Origin of the sequence: Asticcacaulis sp., assembly GCF_027484505.1 — a bacterium.
Taxonomy (GTDB): Bacteria; Pseudomonadota; Alphaproteobacteria; order Caulobacterales; family Caulobacteraceae; genus Asticcacaulis.
Map to the genome: position 1 here is coordinate 1 of NZ_JAIXSV010000046.1, position 16,641 is coordinate 16,641.

11 protein-coding genes are annotated in these 16,641 nt (G+C 61.4%); 8 read left to right on the forward strand and 3 right to left on the reverse strand.

Translation table 11 applies throughout. The features are described from left to right. A partial coding sequence (locus Q0072_RS02220; protein WP_298325078.1) for an FAD-dependent oxidoreductase occupies nucleotides 1-894 on the forward strand: 894 nt, incomplete at its 5' end. Between the two features lie 54 nt (nucleotides 895-948). Here the strand turns inward: Q0072_RS02220 and argS are convergent. Continuing rightward, on the reverse strand, nucleotides 949-2,988 hold the full coding sequence (gene argS, locus Q0072_RS02225) for an arginine--tRNA ligase (protein ID WP_298325081.1): 2,040 nt from the start codon (nucleotides 2,986-2,988) through the stop codon (nucleotides 949-951). A gap of 280 nt (nucleotides 2,989-3,268) precedes the next feature. Between argS and Q0072_RS02230 the strand changes: the two genes are divergently transcribed. The 6 genes from Q0072_RS02230 (at nucleotide 3,269) to Q0072_RS02255 (ending at nucleotide 11,152) form a co-directional block, all read left to right on the forward strand. Then, nucleotides 3,269-3,445, forward strand: a complete 177-nt coding sequence (locus Q0072_RS02230; RefSeq protein ID WP_290795491.1) for a hypothetical protein — start codon at nucleotides 3,269-3,271, stop codon at nucleotides 3,443-3,445. 401 nt (nucleotides 3,446-3,846) lie between these two features. Further along, nucleotides 3,847-4,218 carry a response regulator gene (locus Q0072_RS02235; RefSeq protein WP_298325090.1) on the forward strand — a complete coding sequence of 124 codons (372 nt, stop codon included), beginning with the start codon at nucleotides 3,847-3,849 and terminating at the stop codon, nucleotides 4,216-4,218. A 128-nt stretch (nucleotides 4,219-4,346) separates the two neighbouring features. Continuing rightward, nucleotides 4,347-7,805: a response regulator gene (locus tag Q0072_RS02240; protein WP_298325093.1), complete on the forward strand. Its 3,459-nt coding sequence runs from the start codon at nucleotides 4,347-4,349 to the stop codon at nucleotides 7,803-7,805. Nucleotides 7,806-8,099: 294 nt separating this feature from the next. Further along, nucleotides 8,100-8,927 carry a CheR family methyltransferase gene (locus Q0072_RS02245; protein ID WP_298325096.1) on the forward strand — a complete coding sequence of 276 codons (828 nt, stop codon included), beginning with the start codon at nucleotides 8,100-8,102 and terminating at the stop codon, nucleotides 8,925-8,927. Continuing rightward, on the forward strand, nucleotides 8,924-9,493 hold the full coding sequence (locus tag Q0072_RS02250) for a chemotaxis protein CheB (protein WP_298325099.1): 570 nt from the start codon (nucleotides 8,924-8,926) through the stop codon (nucleotides 9,491-9,493). The genes Q0072_RS02245 and Q0072_RS02250 overlap by 4 nt, the downstream gene beginning before the upstream one ends. A gap of 99 nt (nucleotides 9,494-9,592) precedes the next feature. Then, the gene (locus Q0072_RS02255) at nucleotides 9,593-11,152 is read left to right on the forward strand and encodes a response regulator (protein WP_298325104.1); all 1,560 of its coding nucleotides are present in this window, start codon (nucleotides 9,593-9,595) and stop codon (nucleotides 11,150-11,152) included. Between the two features lie 22 nt (nucleotides 11,153-11,174). Here Q0072_RS02255 and Q0072_RS02260 read toward each other — a convergent pair whose 3' ends face one another. Next, nucleotides 11,175-12,473, reverse strand: coding sequence for a glycoside hydrolase family 130 protein (locus tag Q0072_RS02260; protein WP_298325107.1), 1,299 nt, complete (start codon nucleotides 12,471-12,473; stop codon nucleotides 11,175-11,177). 15 nt (nucleotides 12,474-12,488) lie between these two features. Next, nucleotides 12,489-14,789, reverse strand: coding sequence for a glycosyltransferase (locus Q0072_RS02265; RefSeq protein ID WP_298325110.1), 2,301 nt, complete (start codon nucleotides 14,787-14,789; stop codon nucleotides 12,489-12,491). Nucleotides 14,790-15,106: 317 nt separating this feature from the next. Between Q0072_RS02265 and Q0072_RS02270 the strand changes: the two genes are divergently transcribed. Continuing rightward, a partial coding sequence (locus Q0072_RS02270) for a M28 family metallopeptidase (protein WP_298325112.1) occupies nucleotides 15,107-16,641 on the forward strand: 1,535 nt, incomplete at its 3' end.

Here is a 16,641-nt window from a genome sequence, read left to right on the forward strand (position 1 = left end):
GCGGCGCGCAAAGGCATCCGCACCGGCGTTGTGGCCGAACGCTTCGGCGGTCAGGTGCTCGACACCATGGATATCGAGAACTTCATCTCAGTGCCGCACACCGAAGGCCCGAAGCTGGCGACCGCGCTGGAGCAGCACGTCAAGGACTATGAGGTCGATATCATGAACCTCCAGACCGCGACGCAACTGATCCCGGCGGCCACACCCGGCGGCCTGATCGAGATCAAGCTGCAAAGCGGGGCTTCGGTGAAGTCGCGCACGGTTATCCTTTCCACCGGGGCCCGCTGGCGTAATATGAATGTGCCCGGCGAGACCGAGTACAAGAACAAGGGCGTGGCCTACTGCCCGCACTGCGACGGCCCGCTGTTCAAGGGTAAGCGCGTGGCGGTTATCGGTGGCGGCAATTCGGGCGTCGAAGCGGCCATTGATCTGGCCGGGATTGTCGCCGAAGTGACGCTGCTGGAGTTCGCGGCCGAACTGCGCGCCGACGCCGTCCTGCAACGCAAGCTCTACAGCCTGCCGAACGTCAGGGTGCTGACCAATGCCCAGACGACCGAGGTCAAGGGCGACGGCAGCAAGGTAACGGGCCTGAGCTATAAGGACCGCCTGCACGACGTGACGCACGACATCGAGCTGGAAGGCATTTTTGTGCAGATCGGTCTGGTGCCCAACACCGAATGGCTGAAAGGCACGCTGGCCCTGTCCAAACACGGCGAAGTCGAGGTCAATGCCAAGGGGGAAACCTCACTGCCGGGCGTGTTCGCGGCGGGCGACTGCACCACCGTGCCCTACAAGCAGATCATCATCGCCATGGGCGAAGGCTCAAAAGCCTCGCTGTCGGCCTTTGATCACCTGATCCGCAGCACGGCCCCGGCGGACGTTATCGCCGCCTGAACCTGAACGGTTCTGAAAAAAAGCCGCCGAGGTCTCCTCCGGCGGCTTTTTTTATCAGATCGCTTCCGGGCACTCGATATGGCAGATCGACAGGGCGCGGGTCAGGGCCACCTGCACGGCTTGCGTGATCATCAGGCGCGCCGGATTGGCCACGCCCTCGCTGATCACCGGCACGCGGGTGTAGTAGGAATTATAGATCGCCGCCACGTCCATCAGGTGACGCACAAGCACAGACGGATTGGCCGCCCTGGCCGCCGCAACGACCTTCTGCGGGATTTGCTGCACCTTCAGAAGCAGGTCGGCTTCCTGTGCGTCGATCTCATAGGTCACACCGTCGATATTCGCCGTGCCGCCGCCGTTTTTGCGCAAAATGCTGCGCGCCCGGCACGCCGCATAGACGACATAGGCCCCGCCTGAGCGCTCGAACCCGGCGATGGTGGCGTCCATGTCCGAGGCGTCGATTTCCACCGCGCCTTTCAGGTCCTGCTTGAGGTCATTAAACACGATGGAGCCGATGGCCAGTTCCTGCGCCGCGCGGCTCAGTTCGGCCTCATCCGAATCCACCCGGTCGGACAGGCGGTTGCGGAAATAGACCTGCGCCGCCGACAACAGGCCGATAACGTTCGACACCGACTGACGCGACGACAGCTTCTTGCCCGTTTTTGCATCGACATAGAAGCCGAAATAAACGTGCTGAAACGCGGTCTTTGCGGCATCGGCAATCCCTGTCGCATAGGCCGACCGGAACAGGCGGTTGAAGTGCACCTGCTGCTCCTGACCCACAACGTAGAAGACGTCGGTGGGGTCAAACATCTGCGAGCGCAGTTGGATCGCCCCCATGTCGCGCGTCGAATAGATGCTCTGTCCGTCGGCACGGCGCACCACAAAGCGCTCATTATTATCGAGCAAAACCACCGCCGCGCCGATGTCTTTGCGGATCGACCTGATCAGGGTGTCGCGCTCGATCTCCCCGATGTCGCCAGCGGCAAAACGCGCCTCTTCGATGGCGATGGCGGCTTCGGCATCGGCCTCAGTGAAGACCACGGCCTTACCCGACGCCAGCGCCGCTTCGACCACGGCGTCACCGGCCTGATAGTAGAAGCTCTCGCCCAGGACGAGGTCAAAATGGATGTTTAGTGCGTCATAGAAGCCTTCGAACGACTGAAGGCTCCACTTGACCATGTCGATCCACAGGGCCACCTCTTCGGCATTGCCCTGCTCTAGCGCGCGGAAGCGGGCATCCGAGGCCGCAACATACTCAGCAAAAGCAGATTTCAACAATTCCAGACTTATCGCACTGTAGAAATATTGCCCGGCGATGGCCGCATCTTCGGCGTCCCATTCATCCGGCGACTTGCCGCCTTCGAGGATGCGTTCGACCGAGCGACGGATCTTGTAGATTTCCAGCAGCTTGTCGTTATCGCCGAAATCCGCTGGGAAGAGCGCGCCAAACCGGCGATAGCCTTCCAGCATGAAGCCGAAGCCGCCGAAATCATTAATGTGGTTGACGCGGAACGTATCGGCCCCCGACCGCTCCCACAGGTTCGACAACACATGCCCGACAATGGTCGAACGGATATGCCCGGCGTGCAGCGTCTTGGCGACATTGGGCGAGGAGTAATCGACCACCGCCGACCGCCCCTTGAGCGCATCGGAATCACCGAAATGCGCGCCGATCCCGGTCACGGCCTGCGCCCCGCTAAGCATCCAGCCATCGGACAGGGTCAGGTTGATATACATGCCCTTGGTTTCAAGCTTGGCAATGGCGTCGGCAAAGTCCGGCCCGTTGAGGATGTCCACGATCCACGGCAGGTGGTTGGCCATAAAGCCCTTCGGCCCACCGTCTTTCAGCAGTTGCGGAAAACGCAGGGCAATATCGCCGCCCATCTTGGCGCGGTCGATCAGGTCGAACTTGATATCGAGCCCATAGCCCACCTTCGCCGACAGGGCCTCGGTAATGCGCTTTTCCAGTTGCGGAAGGGGATAGGCGTCAAAAGCCACCGAAGCCGCGGCCGCGCGCTCACGGCGGTAACGCGCGACAAAGGCGTTGACCTCCGACAGGCGTGACGAATTGACCTCAGCGAGCGCGTTCATGGGGAGTCCCTTGTACATAATAATACCAACGGCCGAAGATGCTGACCGCATCCGGCCGTCGAAGACACGAGACTGTCTCATATGTATCAGCGACATGAGACAGTCTCAAAAGGCATACCCAGAGTCATTTTCAATGAACCTGGGTATAAGGGCCTGCATCTATGGCAAACGCGGCCCAATATCAAGGATCACCCTTACAGCCTCTTTGTGTGACACCCGCCCTTGCCTCTCTCGTCTTTACCTGTGCAGCGTTAGGGTCGGGGTCCAATGGAGGTAACCCATGATCCAGACCATACGCATCGTCAGGGCTTTCTGCGACGGTTTCCTGCACCCGACACGCTCACTGAAACGCTGCCAGCGCGAAGACCGCGCCGTGCGCGACAATCTGGGCGAAGATCAGGTGGACACCATGGTCGAAGACACCTTTCCGGCGTCAGACCCACCCAGCACATACTGAAGGGTCTTGGGGGAATTTTAAAAACTCTTTGAATAAAAGAAGACAGAAAAGAATTTTATTAATGCTTATAATTTCTTTATGAAAATAATATAAATTCATTTTCGTCATTTTAAAACGATTTAAATTCACACACATCGAGCATTATTAAAAATTTTATCTAAAAAATAAATATAAATAATCCATAAGCGATAATTATCAGGCATTTTTGCCCACCAACATCGTTTCTATATTTCAAAACACAACGCCTTTCGGTTGCCTTGCCACAAAAAAGGCCCTATTGTTTTGCCCGGACGGCGCAGGCTGCGTCGGCCGCTTTCGGCGTACCGTGCAAACTTTGGCACAGGCCACCCGGCTTTCGGGCGGCCCTCAGACGACGCTCCCCGTAAGCCTCAGAGACACATATGAAGATTCTGATCGTCGAGGATAACGAAGCTCTGGCCCAGACCACGGGCTGGATCATCGAGATGCTGGGCTACGACTATCGCATCAGCCTGACGCCACAGGCGGCGCTGACCGAGGGGGAAGCCTATGCCCCCGACGTGGTGATGATGGATATCGGCCTGCCGGGCATGAGCGGCTATGATCTGTGCCGCGAAATGCGTCAGAAACCTGCCCACGCCAACGCCATCTTTGTCGCGCAAACCGGCTGGGATGAGCGCGAGCACCGCGAACAGTCGGCAGCGGCCGGCTTCGTCCACCACCTGACCAAGCCGGTCGATCTTCAGACCCTCGAATCCGTGCTGAACGCCATCGCGGCGGACATGCGCGTCTGATCCTTCACGTCTATACCAAGGCCGCCTTAAAAGCGCATTTCGTTCAGGTCAGATCGAATTACGCTTTTGATTTTTTCTAACGCGCTTTTTTATCCGAAAAGTGCGTCACACTTTTCGGAAAAGCGCTTATGTCTTCGACTGGTCCGCTTCACGCTTTGAAGGCCTTTCTGTTTCCCGGAAAAAGCCATGCCGCCAGCAGCAGTCTGGGCGTCTTGTTGTCACTGATCTTCGTTGCCGGCTTCTTCCTGATCAGTGGCTTCATCTCCTACACCAATATCAGCACGCTGCGGAAAAACAGCGAAGAGGTGACCGAGACGCACAAGACCATACTGGGGCTCAGCGAACTGATTGCCACGCTAACCGATGCCGAAACGGGGCAGCGCGGCTATATCATCACGGGGGACGAGGCCTATCTGGTGCCCTATGAGAACGCCACCTTCGTTCTCAAGGAACGCCAGCAGGTCTTACGGACGCTGTTGGCGCAGTCGCCGGAACTAAAGCCACAGGTCGATGCCATCGAAGAACGCATCAACCTCAAGATGACGGAACTGCATCGCACCATCGACATCCGCCGCGCGCAGGGGATGGAAGCGGCTGCGGCCGAGGTCAGCCGTCATCTAGGCAAGAATCATATGGACATCATCCGCCGCGAGATCAAAGAGATCGAAGCCGCGGAAAACGCCCGACGTCAGGCCGGTATCCGCCAGCGCGCCGAAGCCTTCAATACGGCCATTCTGTCCACCACGGCGACCGCCATTCTGGGCGTTATTCTGACCCTGATCATCGCTGTGATCGTGCGCCGTTCGACCGAACGGCAGGCCCTGCAAAACTGGCTGTCCAATGGCGAGGTGGGCTTGGGCGCGGCCCTGTCCGGCGATCCGGCGCTGGATGAGGTGGGCAAGCGCGCCCTGTCCTTCCTGTGCGACTATCTGGGGGCCCAGACGGCCGCCTTCTATGCGCGTGACGGCGGCATACTGAAACAGGCCGCGACCCACGGCGTGCCCGGCGACACCGCCCTGCCCCTGACGCTGAAACTCAATGAAGGCGTGGTGGGTCAGGTCGCCGCCGAAGGCAAGATCGCCGTCCTGTCTGACCTGCCCGATCCGCTGTTGAGCGTCGGGACGTCGCTGGGGCAATGGCAGCCGCGCCACGTGGTCGTCGCCCCCGCCGCCACCGACGCGCAGGTCGATGCCGTGATAGAGCTGGGCTTTATGGCTAGGGTCGATCCGGCCACGGTGACCTTGCTGGAGCGTTCTTCTGACATCATCAGCGTTGCGGTGCGTTCGGCCAATTACCGCGCCACGCAGCAGAACCTGCTGGAAGAAACCCAGCGGCAATCGGAAGAACTTCAGACACAGGCCGAGGAGCTGAGGGTCAATAACGAAGAACTTGAGGAACAGAGCCGCGCGCTCAAGGAATCGCATCTGCGCCTGGAACAGCAGCAGGCCGAACTGGAGCAGACCAATGTGCAGTTGTCCGAGCAGGCGCGCATACTGGAGCAACAGAAGGACGATCTGAACCGCAGTGCCGCCGACATCGCGCTAAAGGCGCAGGAGCTGGAGCAGGCCAGCCGTTACAAGTCGGATTTTCTGGCCAATATGAGCCACGAACTGCGCACGCCGCTCAATTCATCGCTCATTCTGGCCAAGCTGCTGGCCGACAACCGCGACGGCAACCTCACCGAGGAGCAGGTCAAATTCGCGCGCACCATACAGTCGTCGGGTAACGACCTTCTGGCCCTGATCAACGACATTCTCGACCTGTCGAAGATCGAGGCCGGTCAGATGGACATCAATGCCGAACCCGTCTCCTTCCGCCGTCTGGCCAGCGATATGACGCGGATGTTCGAGCCTCTGGCCGGCGAAAAGGGCCTGACCTTCCGCGTCGAAGCCGATGAAACCCTGCCCGACCTGTTCGATTCCGACCGTCAGCGTCTGGAGCAGGTGCTGAAGAACCTGTTGTCCAACGCCCTGAAATTCACCGAAAGCGGTTCGGTCGTGCTGCGCATGTCAGCGGCCGACAACAAGGTGCAGTTTGCCGTCAGCGATACCGGCATCGGCATTTCCGCCGAACAGCAGCAGAGCATTTTCGAAGCCTTCCGGCAGGCGGATTCGACCATTTCGCGCAAGTACGGCGGCACGGGTCTGGGCCTGTCGATTTCGCGCGAACTGTCGCGCCTGCTGGGCGGTCATATCGAGCTGAACAGCGAACCGGGCGAAGGCTCGACCTTCACCCTTGTCCTGCCGCTGATCTATGACCCGCAGCAGGTCGCCCCACGCGAAGCGCCGCGCAGCGCCCCTGAACCGCAACTTATCGAAACCTTCGCGGATACACCGGCGGCCCCCATCCTGCCGACCCGCACGCGCATCCCTGACGACCGTGACCGCCTGAGTGGCGACAAGCGCCTGCTGCTGGCCGTTGAGGACGACCCCTCCTTTGCGCGTATCCTTTACGAACTGGCGCAAGATCTGGGTTTTCAGTGCCTGATCGCCAGCACGGCCGAAGACGCCATGCTGATGGTGCGTCAGTACGTGCCGTCCGCCGTGGTGCTCGATCTCGGCCTGCCCGACCATTCCGGCCTGTCGGTACTGGACCGCCTGAAACGCGATCCGAAGACGCGCCACATCCCCGTACACGTCGTTTCGGCCAATGACTATATGCACGCCGCCCTGTCGATGGGAGCCATTGGCTACATGCTGAAACCCGTCAAACGCGACGAATTGGTCGAAGCCTTCACCCAGCTTGAGACCCGTCTCGAAAAGCGGATGCGCCGCGTGCTGATCGTTGAAGACGACGCCGTGCAGCGCGACTCGGTAATGGCGTTGTTGAAGACTCAGGACGTGGAAACCGTGGCCGTCGGCACGGCGGCGGAGTGCCTGGCGGAACTGAAGGCGCAGACCTATGACTGCATGGTGCTGGACTTAAGCCTGCCCGATGCCAGCGGCTATTCGCTGCTGGAAACGCTATCTACCGAACAGGACTACGCCTTCCCGCCCGTCATCGTCTATACGGGCCGCGACATCTCGGCGGCGGACGAACAGAAGCTGCGCCGCTATTCCAAGTCCATCATCATCAAGGGGGCCAAGTCGCCGGAGCGCCTGCTCGACGAAGTGACCCTCTTCCTGCATCAGATGGTGTCGGACCTGTCGCCGGAGCAGCAGAAGATGCTGCACCGGGCCAAGGGGCGTGACAACATGCTGGAAGGGCGGCGTCTGCTGGTGGTCGAAGACGATGTGCGCAATGTCTATGCCGTCACCAACATCTTCGAACCCCTGGGAGCCATTGTGCAGATCGCCCGCAATGGCCGCGAAGCGCTTAATGCGCTGGAGGTGGCGCAGGCCTCACCCGACACCGCCATCGACCTGGTGCTGATGGACGTCATGATGCCGGAAATGGACGGCCTGACCGCCACGCGCGAAATCCGCAAGCGGGCGGAATGGAAGAAGCTGCCCGTCATCATGCTGACCGCCAAGGCGATGAAGGACGATCAGGAACGCTGCCTCGACGCCGGGGCCAATGACTATATGGCCAAGCCGCTGGATGTCGAAAAGCTGGTGTCGCTGGTGCGCGTCTGGGTGCCGAGATAATTCAGGCTTCGCCCAAGGCTGTGAGATTTAACGTGGCTATTTTCTCCTCCCTACGCTTCAGCGTGGGGAGGTGGCAGCGAGCGAAGCGAAACTGACGGAGGGGTATAACCGCCTGTAAAATACCCCTCCGCCTCGTAAACTCGGCACCTCCCCATAAAATGGGGAGGAGGAAGATCACAAAAGCTAACCCGTCACCACAGCCTGATTTGTTGCCGATGCAGTTACTGATTTTATTTTTATACGCGATAACCCTAGAGTGGCTTTCCTTTTAGCGGCTGGCGTGCGTGACGTGTTGTGCATAACAAGATCGAGGATATAGAAGTTCGCCTTTTCCTTGAGGCGATATATCTCAAATATCACTATGATTTCAGAGGCTACGCCATGGCCTCGATCAAACGCCGCCTGTTTCAGGCGCGCGACCATTTCGGCTGCCGCTCGATTTCGATGCTTCAGGACATGGTTCTGCATGACGAAACCATGCTGGGGGCCCTGATGAGCTATCTGACCGTACAGGTGTCGGAGCTGTTTCGTGACCCCGCCTATTTCCGCGCCATCCGCGAAAAGGTCGTGCCGCACCTTAAAACCTACCCGTCTTTGAAGGTATGGATCGCTGGCTGTTCGACGGGTGAGGAGCTTTATTCCTTCGCCATCCTGTTCCGCGAAGAAGGCCTTGAAGAACGCACCCTCTTCTACGCCACCGACATCAATCAGGAGTCGCTGCGCAAGGCCGAGGCCGGGGTCTATGACCTAGACCGCATGCGCCTGTTTACCGAAAACCACCGCCTGTCGGGCGGCAAGACCTCTTTGTCGGACTACTACACCGCCGCCTATGGCGCGGCCACCTTTGACAAGTCGCTGCGCAGGCACGTGGTGTTTTCCGACCATTCTCTGGTCACGGACGCGGTGTTTGCCGAAACGCAGTTTGTGTCATGCCGCAATGTGCTGATCTATTTCAACCGCGACCTTCAAAACCGCGCCGTTGCCCTGTTTGCCGACTCTCTGTCGCGCAAGGGCTTTCTGGGGCTGGGGGCCAAGGAGACGCTGCGCTTTACCGAACACCATGACACGTTCGACGAGTTCGCCCGTGAGGAACGCCTCTATCAAAAGCGGGAGGCCGCATGAGCGCCCGCCCCCGCAAAGCGGTGGTCATCGGGGCCTCGGCCGGCGGCGTAGAGGCCCTGTCGGCCGTCCTGCCGCACCTGCCGCCCGACCATTGCCCCGTGCTGGTCGTTATCCACCTGCCATCGAACCGGCAAAGCGTTCTGGCCGATCTGTTCCGCGACAAGTGTCGTATGAAAGTGGTGGAAGCCGAGGACAAGGCCCCTATCGACGCTGGCACCATCTACTTCGCGCCTCCGGATTATCACCTGATGGTCGAAACCGCCTTCACCGTCGCCCTGTCGAACGAAGCGCCGGTGTGGTTTTCGCGCCCGTCGATCGACGTGCTGTTTGAAACGGCGGCGGATGCCTATGGACCGGGTCTGACCGGTGTCATCCTGACCGGTGCCAATGAGGACGGAGCGGCGGGTCTGCGCGCCGTCCTAGCGCAGGGCGGGCGCGGCCTGATCCAGTCGCCGGAAACGGCCTATGCGCGGCTGATGCCCGAAACCGCCCTGTCCTTCTGTTCGGGAGCGACCGTGCGCCCGCTTGAGCACTTGGCCGCCGAACTGCTGAAAGGGGCAGCTTAGAGCGTATTTCGCTCAGGTTGATCGAAATGACGCTCTAAATTTTAGCTTAACGCGCTTTTTCGCCCGAAAAGTGCGTCCCACTTTTCGGAAAGCGCTTCAATGAACACGCCCGCCCCCATCCTGCTGGTCGATGATCTCGAAGAAAACCTGCTGGCCCTCGAAGCCTTGCTGCGGCGTGACGGCCTGACCATCCTCAAGGCGCGCTCCGGCGTCGAGGCGCTGGAAATCCTGCTGCGGCAGGAGGTGGCGCTGGCCCTGCTCGACGTGCAGATGCCGGAGATGGACGGCTTTGAGCTGGCCGAAACCCTGCGCGGGGCCGAGCGCACGCGGCGCATTCCGATCATCTTCCTGACCGCCGGGACCACCGACCGCGACCGCCGTTTCCGCGGCTATGAGGCCGGGGCCGTCGATTTCCTGCAAAAGCCCATCGACGGCGACATCCTCAAATCCAAGGTCGAAGTCTTCGTCGAACTCTATGCCCAGCGTCATCAGATCGCGCACCAGCGAGACGCGCTTCAGGCCCAGCGGGACGAGATTCAGCGCGCCGCCGAGGCCCTGCGCGAAGCCGACCATCGCAAGGACGTCTTCCTCGCCACCCTGGCCCACGAACTGCGCAATCCGATGGCCCCGATCCGCAACGGGCTACAAATTCTGCGCATGGCCCCGGACAGCCCGATGGCGGCGCAGGTGCGCGACATGATGGACCGTCAGATGACGCATCTGGTGCGCCTTGTCGATGATCTGCTGGATGTGTCGCGCGTCAGTCAGGGCAAGATCGAGCTGAAGCGCGAACACCTGACGATGCGTTCGGTGGTCGAGGCGGCGGTAGAAACCGCGCGCCCCGTCATCGACCTTGCCGGGCATGCCTTTACGCTCGATCTTCCGGCGGAGGAGCTGTGGGTCGATGGCGACCTGACGCGGCTGGCGCAGATCGTCGCCAACCTGCTCAACAATGCCGCCAAATATACGCCGGAACGCGGCCGCATCGGCCTCAGCCTGCGCCGCGATGGCGCGCAGGCCGTAATTCGCGTCAGCGATACCGGGCTGGGTATCGACGCCGACATGCTGCCCAGGGTGTTTGAGCTGTTTACGCAGGTGGACCGCAATATTCATCGTGCGCAGGGCGGGCTGGGGATCGGTCTGGCGCTGGCGCAAAAGCTGGTGGCCCTGCACGGCGGCTCGATCCATGCCGAAAGCGCCGGGGCCAACAAAGGCGCGACCTTTGAACTGCGCCTGCCTCTGGCCGAAGCCCCCCACGCCACGGCGGATGGTCTGAGCGAAGCGCAGGCGGCGCGGTCGCTAAACGTACTGGTGGTCGATGACAACCGCGAATCGGCCGAAACGACCAGCTGGATGCTCGACCTGATCGGCCATCATACGCGCACCGTGCACGATGGGCCCGCCGCTCTGGCCGCCGCTGAAACCGAGACACCGGACGTCATCCTGCTCGATATCGGTATGCCCGGCATGAACGGTTATGAGGTCTGCCGCGAACTGCGCAAACGTCCGCAATTGCAGGAAACTGTAGTGATCGCCCAGACCGGCTGGGGGCAGGACAGCGACCGTCAGGCGGCGTTTGAGGCGGGCTTCAACCACCACCTGACCAAGCCGGTCAATCTCGATAACCTGAGCCGCCTGCTGGCTGACATCCGGGCCTGACCCCTTATCTACGGCCCCTCCATCAGAAGGGCCGCAGGTGCTGAAGGATGTCGTCAACGTGCAGCGAGGCAAAGCGGATCGAGGAATCGGCCACCCCATAGGGCAGCAATATCCAGTCGCCGTGTTTCAGCGCCCCGCAGCTATAGACGACATTGGGCACATAGCCTTCGCGCGTGTCTTCGCCGGGGGCCAGAATGGGGGTACGCGACCGGCCGATGACCTGACGCGGATCGGCCTTGTCGAGCAGCACCGCCCCCAGACAGTAGCGGCGCATGGCCCCGACGCCGTGGGTAAAGACCAGCCACCCGGCGTCCAGTTCGATGGGCGAACCGCAATTGCCCATCTGCACCATTTCCCACGGGTGTTTGGGTGAGACGATGCGGTCGCCATAGTTCCACACCATGCGGTCTTCGCTTTCGAGGTAGAACAGGCTCTCGTGGTCCAGCCGCCCGATGGCCGCATAGCGTCCGTTGATGCGGCGCGGAAACAGGGCCAGCCCCTTATGCGTCGCCGCCAGCCCGCGCAACGGAGCCAGATAGATGGTATCGAAATCCTCGGTCTCGAACAGCTCGCAGCCGATTTCGCGCCCGGAATAGGCGGTGTAGGTGCCCAGATAAGTCGTGTCACCGTCGTCTTCGGTGAATTGCACAAGACGCAGGTCTTCGAGGCCGTTCGACTGCGCCCGCGTCACCGGAAAGATGACCGTGCCCGACACGGAACAGGCCTTATGCCGCATCAGGGTGACAGGCCCATCGGTCGCCCCCTGCGCCGGTTTGGCGGCGACGATAAAGTCGGAGTCGGGTTCAAGATCGACCGTGCCGTCGGCATGGAACACGCCTTCTCGGAAGGAGATGGTCGAGATATGCCCCTCCCCCACCGTGCGCACCGACATCAGGAAACGCACCGCCCCTTGCGGCACATTCGTCTGTTCCGGATGGACGACGACGGACGGGTTCATGATCGCCGCCGCTTCGAAGGCATATTCCTGACAGAAATAGGCCCCGATCAGCGCCGCATGGTCTTCGTCAATCTCATCCATGCCGTCTATGGCGCGCCCGATCATCTCCTTTATCCCCCGGAAACGATCGAGGAAGATGGCGCGCGCCTGAAGGTGGCGACCGCTGAAATCGCGGCTGACGCTATCCAGTTCGGCGCAACATTCCTCGCGCGTCAACTTAAGCAGCGAGCGGCAGATGCGTTCGGCCCGCGACATGGTGCCGAGCGCCGTATTATAGGGCTCCAACGAGATAGTGAAGGGGCGCAGCACGACGCGCTCAGGGTCGGCGCGCAGCACGATGTCGCTGTACTTGATGTCTTTCATAGGCATTCTTTTTTTTTACAGACCGGCATCCTTCAGGGCGCACCAGCTCAGATGCAGGGCCAGCACCGACTCCGCCCCCTGATTTTCGTTGAGACCGAGCAACGTCAGACCATCGAAACAGCCGCCGTCCTCGCTCATCAGGCTGAGGCCGTGATCATTGTCGCCGCGGAACCATTGCCAGACGCGCAAAGCCTGCGCCTTCCAGCTCGCTTCGCCCGTCACGCGCCACGCCGTCAGGCAGGCTTCGATGGAGGCCTGCGCCTCCAGCGGCTGTTGATCGAACAGGGCCTCACGCCCGCCCTTATGCGTTTGGCCAGCCGCGAAGCTGCGGGTCGGGATGGGGCGGAAATGCCCGGCCTCAGCGGTTTGCAGGGCCATGATGCGCACGCTGGCGCTGAGGGCATTTTGCACCATCCGGGCATTGCCCAGGCGCTTTCCGGCCAGCAACAGGCCTTCGGGCAGGCGCGCATTGTCATAGGACAGGACGGGCTCGAACCAGCCATGCGCCGGGGCATTGTGGCAATAGCCGGCGTGCAGCGGTTCGGCCAGCACCCCCATCAGCCGCCGGACCTCCGCCGCCTCGCCTACCTGATCGACAGCGGCATCCAGCGCGCGCAGACTCACGGCGCGGGCGCGCTGCGACGGCCAGTCGGCGACGTGCGGCAGGACGCGCTGGCTCAGTTCGCGCGCCCACTGACGCAGATCGTCCGGCAGGGGCGAGCGCACCACCTCGATCAGAGCTTCAAGGGCACGGGCACAGCAATCGTCCGACCCGCCCTCATCCAGCCATTGCCGCCCAAAGCTCATAAAGTTGCGGAAACGACCCGTCTCAGGGTTCCAGGCGTGATTGACGAAGCCCGCATAACGGTAGGCGAGGTCTATGCGCTGCTCGTCGAAGCGCTCGAACTTCGCCCGGCGCGCCATCAGCATCAGGGCGCGGGCATTGTCGTCGGTGCAATAGCCATGTGCGCGGTCAGGCAGGCGGTAGCGGCTGTGCTGGGCCATGCCGCAATCGTCCGACAGGCGCAGAACGGCGCGCCAGGCCGGGGCCGATCCGATAGACAGGACCACAGACAGCGCCTTGCCCTTTGTCGTGATGTCGGCGCGGGCGCGCCCGGTGTAGGCGGCGGCCACGGCGCTCCAGCGCGACGGCAGGGCGGCCTCATAGGCGCGTTCGCTCATGGCTTCACGCTTGGCCTCATCGGTCAGCAGGTCGATGATCGCCTCACCAAAGGCGGCGCTGTCGCGGAAGGGGCAAACGACGCCTACCCCGTCGGCCAGCGCCTCAACCGCGTGCCAGTAAGGCGCCGACACCACCGGCTTGCCCACGGCCAACGCATAGCTCAGCGTGCCCGACGTGATCTGGGTTTCGGTCAGATAGGGCGTCACATAGACGTCGGTCGCCTGAAGCACGTCGATCAGGTCGTCATCAGACATAAAGCGATTGATGAAACGGATATGGTCTTCGACACCCAGTGCCTCAGCGCGCGCCATCAGGCGCTCGCGATAGGTTTCGCCCTCATGCAGGATCAGATTGGGATGGGTGGCCCCCACCACAAAGTACAGCACATCGGGGCAGGCCTCAGCGACAGCCGGCAGGGCTTCGATGATCGTTTCGATCCCCTTATTGGGCGACAAAAGCCCGAAGGTGGACAGCACCCGCCGGCCCTGCGCATCCAGACCGGCCTTGAAGTCAGCGGTGGGGCGCAAGGCGCGTGCCGGGGCCCCGTGTGGCACCACCAAAATCTGCGATTCCGGCACGCCATAGACGCGCCTGAGGATGTCTGCGCCCCTGTGCGCCATCGTGATCAGGGTCGAAGACAGGCGGATCAGCCCGTCCATCACGTGGCGCTGGTCTGCATTGGGGGTTTCGAGCACCGTATGCAGGGTGGTGATGACCGGCATCTGGACGCACTCAAGGCATTCCAGCAGGTGCGCCCCCGACGGGCCACCAAAAATGCCGTATTCGTGCTGCACGAACAGCACCTGCATCCGCGTGGCATTGAGATCGGCGGCCAGTTGCCGATAGGCCGCCGCGTCTTCCTGCGGCAGGTGGCGCGTCACTTCGGGCGGATAGGCATAGGGCCCGGCGTGATCGTCCATGGCGATCACCTCAAAGCGGGCCGACGGCAGGGCCTCATGCAGGCACTTATAGATATCACGGGTAAAGGTGGCCAGACCGCACTGACGCGGCGGAAAATTGCCGATCACGGCGACACGCGACAGGCCCGCTTCGGGTTTGAGACGGGCACGGCTGAGAATATCATCAAGGCTGTGGGCCTCGGTTTCGACGGCAAAATGCTTATCCTGAAGCATGGCGAACCCTTCGCGAAAAAAACCAGCGTCGGCGGATCGGCTCCGGCGCAAAATACCGCCGGAAGGCACATCAAAATCACAAGTCGGAAAAGAATAAGGCGTGGGACGATCCGTCCGCAGAACGTCACAATGGGCCGCTAACGAATAAAGATGCAGTCAGGAAAGCGAAAGCCGCCATAAGCCGGACATGATCTTGACACCCGCCCTCAGACATTATTTTGCTTTGCCCCTCACCGGGCGGCGGCTTAAGCGGAATGATTGCATCAGAAATCATTCCGCTCTAGCTTCATTTGAAACTGATCCCGAAGGAGTCCCGCATGTCTTTCCGACCCGTTATGGCCGCCAGCCTGCTGGCCCTCACCTTGTCCGTTCCGGCGCTGGCTGCCCCCAAAGCGCCTGAGATTTCCGGGGCGCGCATGTCCGCCGATGTGAAGGCCTTGTCTGACGACAGCTTCGAAGGCCGTGGCATCAACACCCCCGCCGAACCCAAGGTGATCGACTATCTGTCCAGGGGCTTTGTCGCCGCGGGCTTTCAGCCGGGCGGTCCGGACGGTCAGTGGACACAAGCCGTAAAGCTGCGTCAGTTCACGGTGCAAAACCCCGCCCTCTCGCTCCGCAGCAGCGGCAAGGCGACGGCGCTGACGCCGGGCACGGACATTGTGGTTTCGACGCGCGGCGCGCTGGGTGATGTCAGCTTCAAGGACACGCCGCTGGTCTTTGTCGGCTATGGCGTGACGGCCCCGGAACGCGGCTGGGACGATTTCAAGGGCGTCGATGTGAAGGGCAAGATCGTGGTCGTGCTGATCAACGATCCGGACTTTTATGCGCCAGAGGCCAACACCTTCGGTGGTAAGGCCATGACCTATTACGGCCGCTGGAACTACAAGTATGAGGAAGCCGCCCGGCACGGCGCGGCGGGCGTGCTGATCATCCACGACACGGCGGCGGCCTCCTATGGCTGGGGCACGGTGAAAAACTCGTGGACCGGGCCGCAGTTCGATATTGTGCGCCCTGACCCGTCAAAGTCGTTTACCGGCCTCGAAGGCTGGCTGTCGGCGGAAACCGCGCAAAGCCTGTTTGCTCAGGCGGGCCTTGACCTTGCGGCGCTGAAGGTCGCGGCGCGCGCCAAAGACTTCAAGCCCGTGGACCTGAAGACCACGCTCAGCGGCGGCTATCAGGTGACGGCGAAGGAGATCGTCTCGCACAACGTCATCGCGCGCCTGCCCGGCACGAAACACGCGGATGAGACCGTCGTTTATGGCGGGCACTGGGACCACATCGGCATCGGCGCCCCCGACGCCAATGGCGATAAGATCTTCAATGGCGCGGTCGATAACGGCACCGGGATTGCGGCCCTGCTGGAGCTGGCGCGCGCCTTTGGAAAAGCCCCCAAACCCGACCGCAGTGTGGTGATGATCGCCTTTACCGGCGAAGAAAGCGGGCTGCTGGGCTCGGAATACTACGCCGCAAACCCGGTCTATCCGCTGGAGAAGACGGTGGCGGGCATCAATATGGACGCGCTCAATGTGTTTGGTGCGACGAAGAACATTGTGGTGGTCGGCAATGGTCAGTCGTCGCTGGAGGACGATCTGGGCACCTTCGCCAGGGCGCAAAACCGCATCCTGTCGCCCGATGAAAAACCCGAAGCGGGGTACTTCTTCCGTTCGGACCACTTCCCCTTCGTCAAACGCGGCGTGCCCATGCTCTATGCCAAGGGCGGCAAGGACCTGATCAAGGGCGGCATCGAGGCGGGCACGGCCAAGGAAGCCGACTACCGCGATAAGCGCTACCATCAGGCCGACGACGAATGGTCGGCGGACTGGGACATGGCGGGCATGGTCGAGGACGTGAC

What these genes read in the sequence shown, in the direction of transcription:
- argS (WP_298325081.1), bottom strand. Translation starts at nt 2,988, where the DNA reads ATGAACGCGCTCGCTGAGGTCAATTCGTCACGCCTGTCGGAGGTCAAC.
- Q0072_RS02230 (WP_290795491.1), top strand. Translation starts at nt 3,269, where the DNA reads ATGATCCAGACCATACGCATCGTCAGGGCTTTCTGCGACGGTTTCCTG.
- Q0072_RS02235 (WP_298325090.1), top strand. Translation starts at nt 3,847, where the DNA reads ATGAAGATTCTGATCGTCGAGGATAACGAAGCTCTGGCCCAGACCACG.
- Q0072_RS02240 (WP_298325093.1), top strand. Translation starts at nt 4,347, where the DNA reads ATGTCTTCGACTGGTCCGCTTCACGCTTTGAAGGCCTTTCTGTTTCCC.
- Q0072_RS02250 (WP_298325099.1), top strand. Translation starts at nt 8,924, where the DNA reads ATGAGCGCCCGCCCCCGCAAAGCGGTGGTCATCGGGGCCTCGGCCGGC.
- Q0072_RS02255 (WP_298325104.1), top strand. Translation starts at nt 9,593, where the DNA reads ATGAACACGCCCGCCCCCATCCTGCTGGTCGATGATCTCGAAGAAAAC.
- Q0072_RS02260 (WP_298325107.1), bottom strand. Translation starts at nt 12,473, where the DNA reads ATGAAAGACATCAAGTACAGCGACATCGTGCTGCGCGCCGACCCTGAG.
- Q0072_RS02265 (WP_298325110.1), bottom strand. Translation starts at nt 14,789, where the DNA reads ATGCTTCAGGATAAGCATTTTGCCGTCGAAACCGAGGCCCACAGCCTT.